This is a genomic window from Streptomyces sp. NPDC026417 (assembly GCF_055567695.1).
On the sequence record NZ_JBVHPY010000023.1, the window covers coordinates 1 to 16,066 of the forward strand.

Sequence of the window (16,066 nt, forward strand, 5' to 3'; positions counted from 1 at the left end):
AAAGAGCACAAACAAACAAGGAGGAAGAGCGGACAAACCACCCCGCCCCCCCACCCCCCCCCCCCCCCCCCCCCCCCCCCCCCCCGACCCACCCCCCACCCCCAGGCGACGCCGCCGACAGCCCACCAGCAGACAGCCATCCCACGGACAACACGCCCCGCCGGAAAGATGTGACCCCCGCCCCACCCGGAACCGATCCCACCAACCCCCGCGTCTAGGGGTGCGTGCAGCGTCAAGGCTCGAACGGCGGCATCGCCGTGATCCGCGTCCGTGTGGCAGGAGGTGTCCTCCTCGCCGCACACCTCGCGCTCGTCGCCTGGATCACGCTGCGCCCCCTGGACGTCCCCTGGGTGAGCGCCGCCAACCTGCGGCCCTTCGCGGGCATCCGGGCCGACCTCGCCCTCACCCCCCAGGAAGCCGCCCGCCGCATAGGCGAGGGTCTCGCCCTGCTCGCCCCCCTGGGCGTCCTCCTCCCCATGGCCGGCGGCAAGCTCGCCGCCTCCCCCCTCGCCTCCCTGCTCCGCACGATCACCGCGGGCGCCCTGATCTCCCTGGGCATCGAACTGCTCCAGACCGGCATCCCGGGACAGGTCGTCGACATCGACTCCCTGCTGCTGAACACGATCGGCGTCGCCCTCGCGCACGGCGCCGTCGTACCCGCCGCCCGCGCCCGTCTCCGCCGCAGGGCGGAGACCCGGCGCCGCCCCGCCGTCCGCCCGGAGGAGCCGGCTCAGGGTCTGACCCCGACGATTCCCAGGGTCGGTATCGCACCGTAGAGCGACGCTTCGCCCGCTTCGTGACCGTAGCGTCGAGTTCACTGAGGCAGCCGCACGGGACGCCTCGCACGGTTCACGAAGGAGCCCGCATGAGCGCCATCGCCCGCCCCACCCAAGGCCGCATGATCGGCGGAGTGTGCGCCGCGCTGGCACGGCGCTTCGGCACCTCCGCGACCACGATGCGGGTGATCTTCCTGGTGTCCTGCCTGCTGCCGGGCCCGCAGTTCCTGCTCTACATAGCCCTGTGGATCCTGTTCCCCTCGGAGGACAAGGCCCGCACGGCCTGGTGACACCCCGCACTGCACGGCACCGCACCACGCCCGCCCGCGCCCCTTGCCCCACAACGCAGTCGGGGCGCACCCCGGACGGACCGGGCGCGCCCCAACGGCGTGAAGACGGCGTGCAGCCGAGATCCGGGCGTCAGCCCAGCGGAATCCCGTTCACCGGGAGGCCGTGGGTCGGCAGCCCCTGGAGGGGGAGCCCGCCCAGCAGCCCCGCCACCGGACCGGTCGGCCCCTCGGCGAGCAGCTGCCCGACCGCGGGCTGGGCGGCGCGCACACCCTCGCCCAGCGCGTCCTTGCCCTGGGCGAGCGTGTCGTTCCCGCCGGGCAGCGACTTGCCGAGGTTCTCGGTGGGCAGCGTCCTGGTGACGTTGTCCAGCGCCGAGGAGGCGTCGGGCATGGCCGGCGCCGCGCTCGCGGCACCGGCACCCGCGGCGGCGAAGGCGGCACCGAGGGCGGCGACACCGAGGGTCTTGGCAGCAGACTGCTTCATATGGAATGCGTCCTTGAATGCGTGACGGGGATGTGAGCGGTCCACGACCGTAAACACGCGAACCGGCCTGCCGCAAACATCGAAAAGCGGCCGGGTGACCCGCACCCGACCGCTTCCCGGAAACCCGCAGTCGCCCTAATTTTCCACAGAACCGCTGGTGGAGAAGGTCTGCTGGAACAGCCATTCGGACTTCAGCTCGGCATAACCGGGCTTGATCACGTCGCTGATCATCGCCAGTCGTTCATCGAAAGGAATGAATGCTGACTTCATAGCATTGACCGAGAACCACTGGAGATCGTCGAGCGAATAACCGAACGCCTCGACAAGGTGCTCGAATTCGCGGCTCATGCTCGTACCGGACATGAGCCGGTTGTCCGTGTTCACGGTCGCCCGGAAGTGCAGCCGCCGCAGCAGCCCGATCGGATGGGCGGCGTACGAGTCGGCGGCGCCGGTCTGCAGATTGGAGCTGGGGCACAGCTCCAGCGGGATGCGCTTGTCGCGGACGTACGAGGCGAGGCGGCCCAGCTGCACGGAGCCGTCCTCGCGGACCTCGATGTCGTCGATGATCCGCACGCCGTGGCCGAGCCGGTCGGCCCCGCACCACTGGAGCGCCTGCCAGATCGACGGCAGTCCGAAGGCCTCGCCCGCGTGGATGGTGAAGTGGTTGTTCTCGCGCTTGAGGTACTCGAACGCGTCCAGGTGCCGGGTGGGCGGGAACCCCGCCTCCGCGCCGGCGATGTCGAAGCCGACGACGCCCAGATCGCGGTAGCGGTTGGCGAGTTCGGCGATCTCCAGGGCGCGGGCGGCGTGCCGCATGGCGGTCAGCAGGGCGCCCACCCGGATCCGGTGCCCGTTCTCCCGGGCGCGCTTCTCGCCCTCGCGGAAACCCTGGTTGACGGCCTCGACGACCTCTTCGAGGGTGAGCCCGGCCTCCAGGTGCTGCTCGGGCGCGTACCGGACTTCGGCGTAGACGACTCCGTCCTCGGCGAGGTCCTCGGCGCACTCGGCGGCGACCCGGACCAGCGCCGCACGGGTCTGCATGACGGCACAGGTGTGGGCGAAGGTCTCCAGATACCGCTCCAGGGAACCGGAGTCGGCGGCCTCGCGGAACCACAGGCCGAGCTTGTCGGGGTCGGACTCGGGGAGCTGGGCGTAGCCCGTCTCGCGGGCCAGGTCGACGATCGTGCCGGGGCGCAGGCCCCCGTCGAGGTGGTCGTGCAGCAGGACCTTGGGCGCCCGGCGGATCTGCTCCGAGCTCGGGGTGTTCGGGTGCTGGCTCGTCATTTCCGCACTCTAGCGCCTACGCGCGTAGATCTCTCGGCACGGCGATCCGTCGATACCCAAAGGTGACCCCCGGGACGGATGGCGTACACCCTTGCTTCTGACACTGTTCTGTCATGGCACAGCAAGCGACGCCGGTACGCAGGGCCCGGCTGGGGAGGGCGCTCGGCCCGGAGCCGACGGCGGTGAGCGGCGTGGTGCTGCTGCTCCCGGGCGGCGACGAAACCTCCGAACGCAAGCCGTCACCGTGGATGGCGGCGGCCTCCGTACGAGCCCTGGGGCGCCGTCTCACGGCGGCGGGACGCGGCGAGGGTCTGGCCGCGCACGTGGTGCACTACCGCTACCGCGGCTGGAACGGCACGCAGGCGCACCTCGCGCACGACGCGACCTGGGCCGCCGACGAGGCCGTACGCCGGTACGGGGACGTCCCGGTCTGCCTCGCCGGAGTGGACATGGGCGCCCGCGCGGCCCTGCGCTCGGCCGGGCATCCGGCCGTCAACTCCGTGCTGGCGATAGCCCCGTGGCTGCCCGAGGAGGACGTGGCCGCGCCCCCCGAACCGGTGAAGCACCTGGCCGGCCGGCGGGTGCTGATCGTGCACGGCACGAACGACGAGCGCACCGACCCGGAGCTGTCGTTCCGGCTCGCGGCGCGCGCGAAGAAGGCCAACCGCGACATCTGCCGCTTCGAGGTCCACTCGGACGGGCACTCGCTCCACCAGCACCGGGCCGAAGTCCGCTCGCTCGCCGAGGACTTCGTCATGGGTGCACTGTTCGCACGCGGCTTCTCGCGGCCGGTGCAGGACGCGTTCGCGGCACCGCCGCCGCTGGGGCTGCGGATGCCGCTGGCGGCCGGATTCGGCCGGTCCCTGCGCCACTGAGGGGCAACTCGGCGCGGGACGGCGCCCGGTGCGGCCGTCTCAGTCCGGCAGGAGCCGCCCGCGCCGGGAGAGCAGGAACTTCTTGAAGGCGGCCACCGGCGGGGTGTCGGGACGGCCGTCGAGCCAGGCGACGCCGATCTCGCGGGCCGCGCGCGGTGCGGTCACCGTCAGTTCGACAACTCCCGGCCGCGGCACGGCCGGTGGCGGCAGCAGGGCGACGCCGAGGCCCGCGGCGACCAGCCCGCGCAGCGTCTCCGCCTCCTCCCCCTCGAAGGCGATCCGCGGTTTGAACCCCGCCTGCCCGCAGAGGTCGTCGGTGATACGGCGCAGGCCGTAGCCCGGTTCGAGGGTCACGAAGGTCTCGTCGGCGGCCTCGGCGAGCCGGATCCGCCTGCGGGCGGCGAGCCGGTGGTCCGCCGGCACCACGAGCCGCAGCTTCTGTTCGTCGAGACGGCGGCCCACCAGGTCGGGCGCGTCCGGCACCGGTGAGGTCAGGCACAGGTCCAGCTCGCCGGAGCGCAGCCGCTCGATCATCGCCTCGCCGTAGTTCTGGACGAGGCTGAAGCGGACGCGCGGGTGGTCGACGCGGAAGGCGCGGATGAGCCCGGGCACCGTTTCGGAGCCCATGGTGTGCAGGAAGCCGAAGGCGACCTTGCCGGTGGCGGGATCGGCGTCCGCGCGGACCTCCTCGGCGGCGCGCTCGATCTCGGCGAGGGCCCGCTCGACGGAGCCGAGGAACGTACGGCCGGCCGGGGTGAGGGAGACCGTCCGGCCGCGGCGGGCGAACAGCTCCACCCCGAGGTCCTGTTCCAGGCGGACCATCGCCCGGGACAGCGTCGACTGCGGCACCTGCATCTCCTGCGCGGCCCGCGTCACGTGCTCGGTGCGGGCGACCCCGGCGAAGTACGCGAGCCGCGGCGCGAGCACCGCCACGATGTCTTCTGTGTCACTGGACGGTGACAGGTGACCTTCTGACCTCTGCTGATGCGCCATGGGAACGATTATGGAGTTTCCATGCATTGGACGGATGAGTGCGGGCTGCCTACGTTCGGAGCATGCCTTCCGCCAGTACCCAGGCGTCCACCACCGTGGGCGCCGTCCCGTCCGTCCCCGCTCCCCGATTCCCCGGTGCCACCGGCGCCCCCGACTCCCGCATGGCCCCGGGCGGCCCCGGCTACCGCCGGATGAGCCTCGCCCTCTTCCTCGCGGGTGTCGCGACCTTCGCGCTCCTCTACTCCACCCAGGCCCTCCTCCCGCTCGTCTCCGGCGACTTCGGCGTCACCGCGAGCGAGGCGAGCTGGACGGTGTCGGCCGCGACCGGCGCGCTGGCGCTGTTCGTGCTGCCGATGAGCGCGCTGTCCGAGCGGTTCGGCCGCCGGACGATGATGACGGCGTCACTGGCGATCGCCGTGTCGGTGGGTCTGCTGGTCCCCTTCGCTCCCTCGCTCGGCGCGCTGGTCGCGCTGCGGGCGGTGCAGGGCGCGGCGCTGGCCGGGCTGCCCGCGTCGGCGACCGCGTACCTGGCGGAGGAGGTCCGGCCGAAGGCGCTGATCACCGCGATCGGCCTGTTCGTGGCGGGCAACAGCGTCGGTGGGATGAGCGGCCGGGTGATCACCGGCTGGGTGGCGCAGGAGTGGGGCTGGCGGGTCGCCGTCGGCGTGATCGGCCTGCTGGCGGTGGCGTGCGCGGTCGCCTTCCGGCTGCTGCTCCCGGCGCCCCGGCACTTCGCTCCCGGTTCGCTGCGGCCCGGCGCCCTGGTCCGCACGGTCCGCGGCCACCTCGCGAACCCGCTGCTGTGCCGGCTGTACGCGATCGGCGCGCTGTTCATGACGGTGTTCGGCGGGGTCTACACGGTGATCGGCTACCGGCTCACCGAGGCGCCGTTCTCGCTCCCGCAGGGCATCGTGGGCTCGGTCTTCCTGGTCTATCTCGTCGGTACGGTGTCGGCGTCCACGGCGGGCAGGCTGGTCGCCCGGCTCGGCCGGCGCGGCTCGCTGTACCTCGCGGGCGGCACGACGGCCGCCGGCCTGCTGCTGTCCCTGGCCGGCTCGCTCCCCCTGGTGCTGCTCGGCCTGGTCCTGATCACCGCGGGGTTCTTCGCGGGCCACGCGGTCGCGTCCTCCGCGGTGAGCCACACGGCCACGCACGGCCGCGCCCAGGCATCGGCGCTCTACCAGTCCGCCTACTACGTGGGATCCAGCGCGGGCAGCACGCTCGGCGCCGTCGCCTTCCACGCCGGCGGCTGGGCCGGGACGGTGGCGCTCGGGCTCCTCGCCGTGCTCGGCGTCGTCTCCATCACCGTGTTCGGCTCCCACGCGGCCCGGGTCCACTCCCGCCGCGAGCCGGTCCCGGCCCGCTGAGCCCCGGCCTCCCCGCGCCCCGGCCACCGGGGGCGCGGGGACGACGCTCCGCGCACCCCCTCCGAGCAGGTATTTCGCCACTCCGGGGGCCATTGTCAGTGGGCTGCGGTAGCTTCCGAAGTGCTGGCGCAAAGGTGCGACGGACAGAGCCACAGGGGTGGGTTGGCGATGAGTGAGGGTACGGCGACCGCAGATCTGGACGTCCGGCTGGAGAAGCACCGGGTCGAGCTGACCGGTTACTGCTACCGGATGCTCGGCTCCTCCTTCGAGGCCGAGGACGCGGTGCAGGACACGATGGTCCGCGCCTGGCGCAGCTACGCCAAGTTCGAGGGCCGCTCCTCGATGCGCTCCTGGCTCTACCGGATCGCCACGAACGTCTGCCTGGACATGCTGAACGCGGGGAACCGAAGGGCGCGCCCGATGGATCTGACGGCTCCCTCCCCGCTCGCCCAGGCGGCGCTGAACCCGCGCCCGGACCACACCTGGCTGGAGCCGATGCCGGACGGGCGCGTCTTGCCCGCGATCAGCGATCCGGCCGAGGCCGCGGTGGCGAAGGAGTCGGTGCGTCTCGCCTTCATGGCCGCCCTGCAGCAGCTGCCGCCCAAGCAGCGGGCCGTGCTCATCCTGCGCGAGGTCCTCGCGTGGAAGGCGAGCGAGGTCGCCGAGCTGCTGGACACCTCGGTCGCCTCGGTGAACAGCGCGCTGCAGCGGGCCCGCGCGACCCTCGCCGACAGCGCGGGCGAGGGCGCCGAAGCCGCCACTTCCGACCCCCTCGACGAGGAGCAGCAGAAGCTCCTGGAGCGCTACATGGCGGCCTTCGAGGGCTATGACATGGCGGCCCTGACGGCCCTGCTGCACGAAGACGCGATCATGACGATGCCGCCGTTCGACCTGTGGCTGCGCGGCACGGACGACATCACCGGCTTCATGACGACGCTGGGCGCCGCCTGTGCCGGCTCCCGCCTGGTGCCGGTCGAGGTCAACGGCCTGCCGGGGTTCGCCCAGTACAAGCCGGACCCGGAGTCGGGCGGCTTCGTGCCGTGGGCGGTGCAGGCGCTGGAGATCTCAAAGGGGCGGATCACCGGGTTCCACTGCTTCCTGGACACCGCCCGCTGGTTCCCGCTCTTCGGGCTGCCCCTCCGACTCGAAGCGGAGACCGACCAGGTCGAGTAGCCCGCGCAGTGCCGGGTCGGCGTTCCTCAGCCGTATCCGCCCTCCGGCGCGCCGGGCGGTCAGCTGCAGCCGGGCCAGGGCGTCGACGGCCGCGAGACCGGGCGGCCCCAGCCCGGCGACGTCGCAGACCACGACCCCGGCCCCGGTCGCCTCCAGATGTGCGCGCACGCGGTCGCAGAGCCGGGGCACCTCGTCCCGGGGGACGGGGCCCGGCAGCGCGAGTACGGCGGGTGTCGTGGCATCCACGATCAGTAGACCGTTCGGGGCCGCGGAACTCATCGGGAGCCGACGGGCCGGTGCGGCGCGTCCACGACGAGGATCACGTTGACCCGGGGCCGGACCTGCCCGGAGGGTTGGATGTGTGCCCCATGAATCAGCTCCTCCCGCGATAGCCGACGGCCTCTTCGCCCTCCGGGGGGTGCCGTGCAGGGGGTGCTGACGGGCTTCGGCGTCATCGCCGTCGTCATCGTGGTCGGCTATGTCATCGGCCGCCGCGGCCACCTCGGGGAGAACGGGCGCGAGGTGCTGACGAAGCTCGCCTTCCACGTGGCCTCGCCCGCGCTGCTGTTCACGACGCTCGCCGGGGCCGACCTGTCCGTGGTCTTCTCCAGCCGCCTCCTGGTCACGGCGCTGAGCACGGCCGCGGCGGCCGGGGTCTTCGTCGCCGTGGGTGCCGCCCGGCGCTGGGGTGTCGGGCGGACGACCATCGGCGCCCTGTGCTCCAGCTACGTCAACTCCGGCAACCTCGGCATCCCGATCGCGGTGTACGTCCTCGGGGACGCCTCGCTCGTGGCACCCGTGCTGCTGTTCCAGCTGGTCGGGGTGACGCCGGTCGCGCTGACCGTGCTCGACCTGGCGGGCAAGGACGGCAAGGAGCCGCTCTGGCGCCTGCTGCTGACGCCGCTGCGCAATCCCGTCGCGGTCGGCTCCCTCGCCGGGGTCGCCGTGTCGGCGAGCGGCCTGGAGGTGCCGGGCCCGGTCCTGGACCCGCTGACGCTGATCGGGAACATGTCGGTGCCCGCGGTGCTGCTGGCGTTCGGCATCTCGCTGTGCGGGAGCACGATGCCCGGCCGTGGCTCCGACCGCCACCCGGTACTGCTCTCCGTCGCGCTGAAGTCGGTGGGCCAGCCCCTGGTGGCCTGGGCGCTCGCCGCGGGTGCCTTCGGGCTGACGGGGGCACCGCTGCTCGACGTCGTCGTCACCTCGGCGCTGCCCGCGGCGCAGAACCTCTTCACCTACGCCTCCCGGTACGGGACCGGCGAGGTGCTCGCCCGTGAGTCGATCCTGCTGTCGACGGTCCTGTCCGTGCCGGTGCTGGTGGTGGTCGCCGCGTTGCTGGGCTGAGCGCCCGGCACGGCGGAAGGGGCCGGTGCCGAGGCACCGGCCCCTTCCGGGAACGTACGGATCAGGCGATCCGCTCCAGCACGATCGGGGACGGCGTGAAGCCGGTGCCCGCCGCCGCGATGTCGAAGGAGCCCTCCACCGCCTCCAGCGCGTACGGGAAGCGCTCGGGGGTGTCGGTGTGCAGGGTGAGCAGCGGCTGGCCCGCGGTGACCGTGTCGCCGGGCTTGGCGTGCAGTTCGATGCCCGCGGCGGCCTGGACCGGGTCCTCCTTGCGCGCCCGTCCGGCACCCAGGCGCCAGGCGCCCACGCCGACGTCGTACGCGTCGAGGCGGGTCAGGACACCGGAGGACGGCGCCTTGACGACGTGCTGCTCGCGCGAGGTCGGCAGCGGGGCGTCGGGGTCGCCGCCCTGCGCGGCGATCATGCGGCGCCAGGCGTCCATCGCGGAGCCGTCGGCGAGCGCCTTGGCCGGGTCGGCGTCCTTCACGCCCGCCGCGTCGAGCATCTCGCGGGCCAGCGCGAGGGTGAGCTCGACGACGTCCGCCGGGCCGCCGCCCGCCAGCACCTCGACCGATTCGCGGACTTCGAGGGCGTTGCCCGCGGTCAGTCCGAGCGGGGTCGACATGTCGGTGAGCAGCGCGACCGTCTTCACGCCGTGGTCGGTGCCGAGTCCGACCATCGTGGAGGCGAGTTCGCGGGCGTCCTCGATGGTCTTCATGAAGGCGCCGGTGCCGACCTTCACGTCCAGGACGAGCGAGCCCGTTCCCTCGGCGATCTTCTTCGACATGATCGAGGAGGCGATCAGCGGAATGGCCTCGACGGTGCCGGTGACGTCGCGCAGGGCGTACAGCTTCTTGTCGGCGGGCGCGAGGCCGTCGCCGGCGGCGCAGATGACCGAGCCGACCTCGTCCAGGACGGAGAGCATCTCCTCGTTGGAGAGCAGCGCCCGCCAGCCGGGGATCGACTCCAGCTTGTCCAGGGTGCCGCCGGTGTGGCCGAGGCCGCGGCCCGACAGCTGCGGGACGGCGGCACCGCACGCCGCGACGAGGGGCGCGAGCGGCAGCGTGATCTTGTCGCCGACACCGCCGGTGGAGTGCTTGTCGGCGGTCGGGCGGGACAGTGAGGAGAAGTCCATGCGCTCGCCCGAGGCGATCATCGCGGCGGTCCAGCGGGCGATCTCGCGGCGGTTCATGCCGTTGAGCAGGATCGCCATGTTGAGGGCGGCCATCTGGTAGTCGGCGACCTCGCCGCGGGTGTACGCGTCGATGACCCAGTCGATCTGCTCGTCGCTGAACTCACCGCGGTCCCGCTTGGTGCGGATGACGGAGATGGCGTCCATGGCCATGGCTTTCCTTCCGAAGAGCAGCGGCCCCTCCGGACACTCCGGAGGGGCCGCGGGGGAATTACTTGGTGAGGTGCTCCGGCCCGAAGGCCTGCGGCAGCATCTCGGAGAGCGGCAGGATCCCCGCCGGGGTCTCCAGCAGCAGGCCGGGCCCGCCGAACTCGAAGAGCAGCTGGCGGCACCGCCCGCACGGCACCAGGACCTCGCCGCGACCGTCGACGCAGGTGAAGTGCGTCAGCCGGCCGCCGCCGGTGTTCTGGAGCTCGGAGACCAGGCCGCATTCGGCGCAGAGCCCGAGTCCGTAGGAGGCGTTCTCGACGTTGCACCCGGAGACCGTCCGGCCGTCGTCGACGAGGGCCGCGACCCCGACCGGGTAGCCCGAGTAGGGGGCGTACGCGCGGGCCATGGCGTCCCGCGCGACCCGGCGCAGGGCGTCCCAGTCGACGGCCGCCGCGGTCCCGGAGCCGGCCTCGGGGCCGGTCCCGGGAGCGCCCTCCGCGGACGTCACTTGCCCTGGCCCTTCCGGTACGGCATACCGTCCGCCTTCGGCATGCGCAGGCGCTGCGCGGACAGCGACAGGACGAGGAGCGTGATGACGTAGGGGGTGGCGGAGACGACCTGGTTCGGCACCTCGTTGGTGCCGGCGTACCAGGCGAAGACCAGGCCGCCGACGACGAGGGTGATCACGGCCGGCACGTACTTCTTGCGGATCACCAGCCAGACGGCACCGATGACCAGCAGGATCGCGCCGAGCAGCAGCAGCGCGTGGACGTTCGCCGAACCGCCGCGCAGGTTGAGGCTGTCGGTGTAGCCGAACAGGCCCGCGCCGAGGGCGAGTCCGCCCGGCATCCAGTTGCCGAAGATCATCGCGGCGAGACCGATGTAGCCGCGGCCACTGGTCTGCCCCTCCAGGTAGAAGGGGTTGGCGACGATGGACAGGAAGACGCCGCCGAGACCGGCCAGACCGCCCGAGATGATGACGGCGATGTACTTGTACTTGTAGACGTTCACACCGAGCGACTCGGCGGCGACCGGGTTCTCGCCGCAGGACCGCAGGCGCAGGCCGAACGAGGTGCGCCACAGGATCCACCAGGTCCCGGGGATGAGCGCGATGGCGATCAGGGTCAGCCACGACACGTTGGTGACCAGACCGCCGAGCAGACCCGCGATGTCCGAGACGAAGAACCAGCCCTTGGAGTTCAGGGTGGTCAGCCAGTCGGAGAGCCCGGGCACCGTGAAGTGGCCCAGCGTCTCGACCGGCGGGGACTGCTTGGCCGAACCGCCCTGAACGCCCTCGAAGGCGAGCGGGGACAGGTAGCGGGTGGCGCCGAGCGCCAGGATGTTGATGGCCACACCGGAGACGATGTGGTTGACGTTGAAGGTGACCGTGATGATCGCGTGCAGCAGGCCGCCGAGGCAGCCGCCGACGATGCCCACCAGGACGCCGGTCCAGGGGCCCCACTGGTAGCCGGCCCAGGCGCCGAACCAGGTGCCGAGGATCATCATGCCCTCGAGGCCGATGTTGACGACGCCGGAGCGCTCGGCCCACAGTCCGCCGAGACCGGCGAGGCCGATCGGGACGGCCAACTGCAGGGCGGTCGACATCTGGCTGACGTTGGTGATGCCGTCGGCGCCGGTGATGATGCGGACGATCGACGTCAGCGCCAGGCCGCCCGCGATGACGAGCAGGAGGACGGGGAGCGACAGGCGGCGGCCGCGGGGTGCTGCGGGCTGCAGCGAGGGCTGGTTGACAGCGGTTGCGGTGGTCATCGGCCAGCCACCTCCTTCTGGGTGTTGTTGGAGGCGCCGAGGACGTTGCCGGCGGCGATTTCCGCGCCGACGCGGCGCTGCTGGCGGCGCAGGCCCCACTCGCGCACGGCTTCGTAGGAGACGACGACCGCGATCACGATCAGGCCCTGCATGATGACCGCGATCTCCTTGTCGTACCCGTGGAAGTCGAGTTCGGGAGAGGCCTTGTCCAGCCAGGCCCACAGCAGGGCCGCGAAGGCGATGCCGGTCGGGCTGTTGCGGCCGAGGAGGGCGATGCCGATGCCCAGGAAGCCGATGCCGGTCGGGAAGTTCAGGCTGAACGTGTGGGTGGAGCCGAGCAGGATCGGCAGGCCGGCGAGGCCGGCGATGCCGCCGGAGACCAGCATGGCGGTGAGCACCATGCGCTTGGGGTCCACGCCGCTGGCCGCGGCCGCGCTCTCCGAGGCGCCCGAGGCGCGCAGGTCGAAGCCGAACCGGGTGCGGTTGAGGACGACCCAGTAGCCGATGCCGAGCACCACCGCGAGGACCACCATGCCGTAGATCTCGCCGGAGGCGCCCATGTCGAAGCCGGGCACCCAGCCCGACTCGTGCATCTCGCCGGTGGTGTTGTTGTTGCCGACCTTGACGCCGAAGACGTCGGGCAGCCACATGTAGGCGATGAGCGCGGTCGCGATCGCGTTGAGCATGATCGTCGCGACGACCTCGCTGACGCCCCGGGTGACCTTGAGGACACCGGCGATGCCGGACCAGAAGGCACCGGTGAGGATCGCGGTCAGGATCAGCAGCGGGACCTGCAGCGCCGCCGGCAGCGCGACGTGCGCGCCGACGATCGCGGCCATCATGGCGGCCAGCTGGTACTGGCCGTCCACGCCGATGTTGAACAGGTTCATGCGGAAGCCGATGGCCACCGCCAGTGCCGCGATGTAGTACAGCGAGGCCTGGTTGATGATCAGGACCTGGATGTCCGAGAACGTGGCCTGCTCGAACATGAGCGTGTAGGGCTCGATCGGGTTCTTCCCCGAGGCGAGCAGCACGACCGAGGTCAGCGCCACGGCCACGACGAGCGCGATGACCGGTCCGGCCACCGCGAGGAGCACGCGCTCCTTGTCGAACTTCTTCATCAGCGGGCCTCGTCTTCCGGGGCGTCTGCCTGCTCTTCGAGCTGCTCTGCGAGCTCTTCGTTCTCGAGGTGTCCGGAGGCGGCGCCGGTCATGGCCGAGCCGAGCTCCTCCGGGGTGATGGTGGCCGGGTCGGCGTCCGCGACCAGCTTGCCGTTGTAGATCACCCGGAGCGTGTCGGACAGGCCGATCAGCTCGTCCAGGTCGGCGGAGATCAGCAGCACCGCGAGGCCTTCGCGGCGGGCGGCACGGATCTGGTCCCAGATCTGCGCCTGCGCGCCGACGTCCACGCCGCGGGTGGGGTGGGCGGCGATCAGGAAGCGCGGCTCGTGGCTCATCTCCCGGCCGACGATCAGCTTCTGCTGGTTGCCGCCGGACAGGGAGGCCGCGGTGACGTCGATGCCGGGGGTGCGGACGTCGTACTCCTGAACGATCCGGCGGGTGTCGGCCTGGGCGCCCTTCGGGTCCAGCCAGATGCCCTTGGCGTTGGGCCGTTCGGTGACGTGGCCGAGGATGCGGTTCTCCCAGAGGGGGGCCTCCAGGAGCAGGCCGTGCCGGTGGCGGTCCTCGGGGATGTAGCCGATGCCTCCCTCGCGGCGCTTGCGCGTCGACCAGGCGGTGATGTCCTCGCCCGCGAAGCGGATGGCGCCGGAGTCGGCGCCCTTGAGGCCGATCAGGGCGTCGATGAGCTCGGTCTGGCCGTTGCCCTCGACACCGGCGATGCCCATCACCTCGCCGGCGTGGATGGTGAAGGAGACGTGGTCGAGCACGAGCCGCACGGCGCCCCGCTCCACCTGGTCCATGAGCAGGCCCGCCGAGCCCTTGCCCATCGACACCGAGCCCTTGGCGAAGACCGTCAGGTCCTCCACCTCGATCACGGCGCGGTCGGTGACCGTGGATTCCGCGGTCTCCGGGGTCGGCAGCTCGCTGCCCACCATCAGTTCGGCGAGCTGGCGGGGGGTGGTCTCGGACGGCACGGCGGTGCCGACGGTCGTACCGCGCCGGATCACCGTGATGTCGTCGGCGACCGAGAGGACCTCGCCGAGCTTGTGGGAGATGAAGACGACCGACAGGCCCTCGGCCTTGAGCTCGCGCAGGTTGGCGAAGAGCGCGTCGACCTCCTGCGGGACGAGCACCGCGGTGGGCTCGTCCAGGATGAGGATGCGGGCGCCGCGGTAGAGGACCTTGAGGATCTCCACGCGCTGGCGGTCGGCGACGCCGAGCTCCTCGACCAGGACGTCGGGGCGGATGTCGAGGCCGTAGCGCTCGGAGAGCTCCACGATCTTGCGGCGGGCCCGGCCGCCGATGCCGTACAGCTTCTCGCTGCCGAGGACGACGTTCTCGAGGACCGTGAGGTTGTCGGCGAGCATGAAGTGCTGGTGGACCATGCCGATGCCGCGGGCGATGGCGTCCCCGGGCGACGAGAAGGCGACCTGCGTGCCGTCGACGGCGATGGTGCCCTCGTCCGGCTTCTGCATGCCGTAGAGGATCTTCATCAGCGTCGACTTGCCGGCACCGTTCTCACCGACGAGGGCGTGGACCGTGCCCTTGCGGACGCTGAGGTGGATGTCGTGGTTGGCCACGACGCCGGGAAAACGCTTGGTGATCCCGGCGAGTTCGACAGCGGTCGGCTGACCGTCGACCGCGTCGGCCGGAGGGCTGCTGGACGCGTTGATGGCGCACTCTCCTGAGGGAAAGGGGGTCGTCTACGCGCGTAGCGCCCCTACGGCAACGAAAGGGGCGACGCGCCGCGAGAACGGGATACGGGGGCCAGGCTCCCCGTATCCCGTTGAGCGGACGTAACCCCGCGGTTACTAGGCGGCTCCGGGAAGGTGCGGGCGGCGTGACACACCCGCTCGCACCTGTCCCGAGGCCGCATAGCTGCTCCTGAGGTCTTGCTCGTCAGCTGGACTTGACCTTGATCTCGCCGCTGATGATCTTCTCCTTGGCTGCCTTGACGGCATCCTGGACAGCGGTGTTGCTCTTGAACTCCGGGTTGGAGTCGGCGAGGCCCACCTCGCCGGACTTCAGATCGCCCCTGACGATACCGCTCTCGGGCTTGCCGTCCTCGACCGACTTCGCGAGGTTGTACACCGCCTTGGCGACGTCCTTGGTCGCCGAGGTCAGGATGGCGCCCTTGAACTTGCCCAGGGCCGCCTGCTTGTACTGGTCGGAGTCGACGCCGATCGCCCACACCTTGTTGGCGGAAGCGGCCTCGATGACACCCTGGCCGGAGAGGCCGGCCGCCGCGTAGACGACGTCCGCCTTCTTCTCGATCTGGCCCTCGGCGGCGGTCTTGCCCTTGTCGGGGCTGGAGAAGCCGCCCTCGTCCGCCGTCTGGGTGAGGTACTGCGAGAGCACCTTGACCTTCGGGTTGGTGTCCTGGACGCCCTGCTTGTAGCCCGCCTCGAACTTGTGGATCAGCGGGATGTCCACACCGCCCACGAAGCCGACGGTGTTCGACTTGGTGGCCTTGGCGGCCGCGACACCGGCGAGGTAGGAGGCCTCCTGCTCGGAGAAGACCAGGTCCGCGACGTTCTTCGCCTCGATGGTGGAGTCGTCGACGATGCCGAAGGTCGTGTCGGGGTACTTGGCCGCGGCCTCCTTGACGGCGGGCGCGTAGGCGTAGCCGATGCCGACGACCGGGTTGTAGCCCTGCTTGGCCAGCGAGACCAGGCGCTGGGTCTTGTCCGCGTCCGTCTCGCCGTCGGTGGGCTCGAGGTCGGCCGTCTTGTAGCCGAACTCCTTCTTCGCCTTCTCCAGGCCGGCGAACGCGGCGTCGTTGAAGGACTGGTCGCCCTTGCCGCCGACGTCGTAGGCGATGGCGAGGCCCTTGTCGCCCTTCGAGTCCGACGAGCCGGAGGTCGAGGTGCCTCCGCACGCGGAGAGAGCGAGGGCGAGAGAGGCGGTCGCAGCGCCTGCGAGCGCGATGCGGGGAACCCGGCGCATGTGTTGTGCTCCTGTCGTACAAGCGCCTGGCGGATCGTCTTCGGCGCTGGCTTCGCCGCAGATTAACGCGCGTAGACCAACTAGAAAACCCCTTCTGTCCACCTTGTTATGCGGCTGTGCCCGACGCCACCTGTTCACCGGACGAAAGGCTTGCCTACCGCAAAGGCGCGGTGGCGTTGGGTGACCTGCCGCCGACGCACGGGAGCGGGGGGGGGGGGGGGGGGGGGGGGGGGGGGGGGGGGGGGGGGGGGGGGGGGGGCGGGGGGGGGGGGGGGGGGGGGGGAGGGGGGGGGGTGGACCG

The 16,066-nt window shown here is 71.5% G+C and carries 16 protein-coding genes; 6 read left to right on the forward strand and 10 right to left on the reverse strand.

Annotated features, from left to right (window positions below):
- Positions 1 to 224 precede the first annotated feature (224 nt).
- Both ACZ4NT_RS30400 and ACZ4NT_RS30405 read left to right on the forward strand, forming a co-directional pair.
- Positions 225 to 776, forward strand: a complete 552-nt coding sequence (locus ACZ4NT_RS30400; protein WP_467728419.1) for a VanZ family protein — start codon at positions 225 to 227, stop codon at positions 774 to 776.
- Between the two features lie 89 nt (positions 777 to 865).
- Complete coding sequence (locus ACZ4NT_RS30405) at positions 866 to 1,066, forward strand: PspC domain-containing protein (protein WP_121405652.1); 201 nt, start codon at positions 866 to 868, stop codon at positions 1,064 to 1,066.
- Positions 1,067 to 1,196: 130 nt separating this feature from the next.
- Here ACZ4NT_RS30405 and ACZ4NT_RS30410 read toward each other — a convergent pair whose 3' ends face one another.
- Positions 1,197 to 1,550, reverse strand: coding sequence for an ATP-binding protein (locus ACZ4NT_RS30410; protein WP_467728420.1), 354 nt, complete (start codon positions 1,548 to 1,550; stop codon positions 1,197 to 1,199).
- Positions 1,551 to 1,685: 135 nt separating this feature from the next.
- Positions 1,686 to 2,834: an adenosine deaminase gene (locus tag ACZ4NT_RS30415; protein WP_121405650.1), complete on the reverse strand. Its 1,149-nt coding sequence runs from the start codon at positions 2,832 to 2,834 to the stop codon at positions 1,686 to 1,688.
- A gap of 113 nt (positions 2,835 to 2,947) precedes the next feature.
- Between ACZ4NT_RS30415 and ACZ4NT_RS30420 the strand changes: the two genes are divergently transcribed.
- Positions 2,948 to 3,709 carry a prolyl oligopeptidase family serine peptidase gene (locus ACZ4NT_RS30420; protein WP_121405649.1) on the forward strand — a complete coding sequence of 254 codons (762 nt, stop codon included), beginning with the start codon at positions 2,948 to 2,950 and terminating at the stop codon, positions 3,707 to 3,709.
- A gap of 39 nt (positions 3,710 to 3,748) precedes the next feature.
- Here the strand turns inward: ACZ4NT_RS30420 and ACZ4NT_RS30425 are convergent, their stop codons facing one another.
- The gene (locus ACZ4NT_RS30425; protein ID WP_121405648.1) at positions 3,749 to 4,702 is read right to left on the reverse strand and encodes a LysR family transcriptional regulator; all 954 of its coding nucleotides are present in this window, start codon (positions 4,700 to 4,702) and stop codon (positions 3,749 to 3,751) included.
- A 62-nt stretch (positions 4,703 to 4,764) separates the two neighbouring features.
- Here ACZ4NT_RS30425 and ACZ4NT_RS30430 point away from each other — a divergent pair, with 62 nt between their 5' ends.
- Positions 4,765 to 6,069 carry an MFS transporter gene (locus tag ACZ4NT_RS30430; protein ID WP_121405647.1) on the forward strand — a complete coding sequence of 435 codons (1,305 nt, stop codon included), beginning with the start codon at positions 4,765 to 4,767 and terminating at the stop codon, positions 6,067 to 6,069.
- A 168-nt stretch (positions 6,070 to 6,237) separates the two neighbouring features.
- On the forward strand, positions 6,238 to 7,242 hold the full coding sequence (locus ACZ4NT_RS30435; RefSeq protein WP_121405646.1) for a sigma-70 family RNA polymerase sigma factor: 1,005 nt from the start codon (positions 6,238 to 6,240) through the stop codon (positions 7,240 to 7,242).
- Here the strand turns inward: ACZ4NT_RS30435 and ACZ4NT_RS30440 are convergent.
- Positions 7,135 to 7,521 carry an STAS domain-containing protein gene (locus ACZ4NT_RS30440; RefSeq protein ID WP_121405645.1) on the reverse strand — a complete coding sequence of 129 codons (387 nt, stop codon included), beginning with the start codon at positions 7,519 to 7,521 and terminating at the stop codon, positions 7,135 to 7,137. The genes ACZ4NT_RS30435 and ACZ4NT_RS30440 overlap by 108 nt on opposite strands.
- 144 nt (positions 7,522 to 7,665) lie before the next feature.
- On the opposite strand from ACZ4NT_RS30440, the gene ACZ4NT_RS30445 reads away from it, so the two are divergent.
- Entirely contained in the window at positions 7,666 to 8,586 is a 921-nt protein-coding gene (locus ACZ4NT_RS30445; protein ID WP_121405644.1) for an AEC family transporter, read from the forward strand.
- 61 nt (positions 8,587 to 8,647) lie between these two features.
- On the opposite strand, the gene ACZ4NT_RS30450 is transcribed toward ACZ4NT_RS30445, so the two are convergent.
- The 6 genes from ACZ4NT_RS30450 to ACZ4NT_RS30475 all read right to left on the reverse strand — a co-directional run bounded on the left by ACZ4NT_RS30450 (position 8,648) and on the right by ACZ4NT_RS30475 (position 15,765).
- Complete coding sequence (locus ACZ4NT_RS30450) at positions 8,648 to 9,931, reverse strand: thymidine phosphorylase (protein WP_467728421.1); 1,284 nt, start codon at positions 9,929 to 9,931, stop codon at positions 8,648 to 8,650.
- 58 nt (positions 9,932 to 9,989) lie between these two features.
- On the reverse strand, positions 9,990 to 10,436 hold the full coding sequence (locus ACZ4NT_RS30455) for a cytidine deaminase (protein ID WP_467728422.1): 447 nt from the start codon (positions 10,434 to 10,436) through the stop codon (positions 9,990 to 9,992).
- Complete coding sequence (locus ACZ4NT_RS30460; protein ID WP_121405641.1) at positions 10,433 to 11,698, reverse strand: ABC transporter permease; 1,266 nt, start codon at positions 11,696 to 11,698, stop codon at positions 10,433 to 10,435. The genes ACZ4NT_RS30455 and ACZ4NT_RS30460 overlap by 4 nt, the downstream gene beginning before the upstream one ends.
- On the reverse strand, positions 11,695 to 12,819 hold the full coding sequence (locus ACZ4NT_RS30465; RefSeq protein WP_467728423.1) for an ABC transporter permease: 1,125 nt from the start codon (positions 12,817 to 12,819) through the stop codon (positions 11,695 to 11,697). Before ACZ4NT_RS30465 ends, ACZ4NT_RS30460 begins: the two co-directional genes overlap by 4 nt.
- Positions 12,819 to 14,492 (reverse strand): ABC transporter ATP-binding protein, encoded by a 1,674-nt coding sequence (locus tag ACZ4NT_RS30470; RefSeq protein ID WP_121405639.1) that lies wholly within the window; start codon positions 14,490 to 14,492, stop codon positions 12,819 to 12,821. The genes ACZ4NT_RS30465 and ACZ4NT_RS30470 overlap by 1 nt, the downstream gene beginning before the upstream one ends.
- Positions 14,493 to 14,718: 226 nt before the next feature.
- Positions 14,719 to 15,765 (reverse strand): BMP family ABC transporter substrate-binding protein, encoded by a 1,047-nt coding sequence (locus ACZ4NT_RS30475; protein ID WP_121405638.1) that lies wholly within the window; start codon positions 15,763 to 15,765, stop codon positions 14,719 to 14,721.
- Between the last annotated feature and the right edge of the window lie 301 nt (positions 15,766 to 16,066).

Coding starts and splice junctions, on each gene's coding strand:
- ACZ4NT_RS30405 (WP_121405652.1), top strand. CDS start 866: ATGAGCGCCATCGCCCGCCCCACCCAAGGCCGCATGATCGGCGGAGTG.
- ACZ4NT_RS30410 (WP_467728420.1), bottom strand. CDS start 1,550: ATGAAGCAGTCTGCTGCCAAGACCCTCGGTGTCGCCGCCCTCGGTGCC.
- ACZ4NT_RS30415 (WP_121405650.1), bottom strand. CDS start 2,834: ATGACGAGCCAGCACCCGAACACCCCGAGCTCGGAGCAGATCCGCCGG.
- ACZ4NT_RS30420 (WP_121405649.1), top strand. CDS start 2,948: ATGGCACAGCAAGCGACGCCGGTACGCAGGGCCCGGCTGGGGAGGGCG.
- ACZ4NT_RS30425 (WP_121405648.1), bottom strand. CDS start 4,702: ATGGCGCATCAGCAGAGGTCAGAAGGTCACCTGTCACCGTCCAGTGAC.
- ACZ4NT_RS30430 (WP_121405647.1), top strand. CDS start 4,765: ATGCCTTCCGCCAGTACCCAGGCGTCCACCACCGTGGGCGCCGTCCCG.
- ACZ4NT_RS30435 (WP_121405646.1), top strand. CDS start 6,238: ATGAGTGAGGGTACGGCGACCGCAGATCTGGACGTCCGGCTGGAGAAG.
- ACZ4NT_RS30440 (WP_121405645.1), bottom strand. CDS start 7,521: ATGAGTTCCGCGGCCCCGAACGGTCTACTGATCGTGGATGCCACGACA.
- ACZ4NT_RS30450 (WP_467728421.1), bottom strand. CDS start 9,931: ATGGCCATGGACGCCATCTCCGTCATCCGCACCAAGCGGGACCGCGGT.
- ACZ4NT_RS30460 (WP_121405641.1), bottom strand. CDS start 11,698: ATGACCACCGCAACCGCTGTCAACCAGCCCTCGCTGCAGCCCGCAGCA.
- ACZ4NT_RS30465 (WP_467728423.1), bottom strand. CDS start 12,819: ATGAAGAAGTTCGACAAGGAGCGCGTGCTCCTCGCGGTGGCCGGACCG.
- ACZ4NT_RS30475 (WP_121405638.1), bottom strand. CDS start 15,765: ATGCGCCGGGTTCCCCGCATCGCGCTCGCAGGCGCTGCGACCGCCTCT.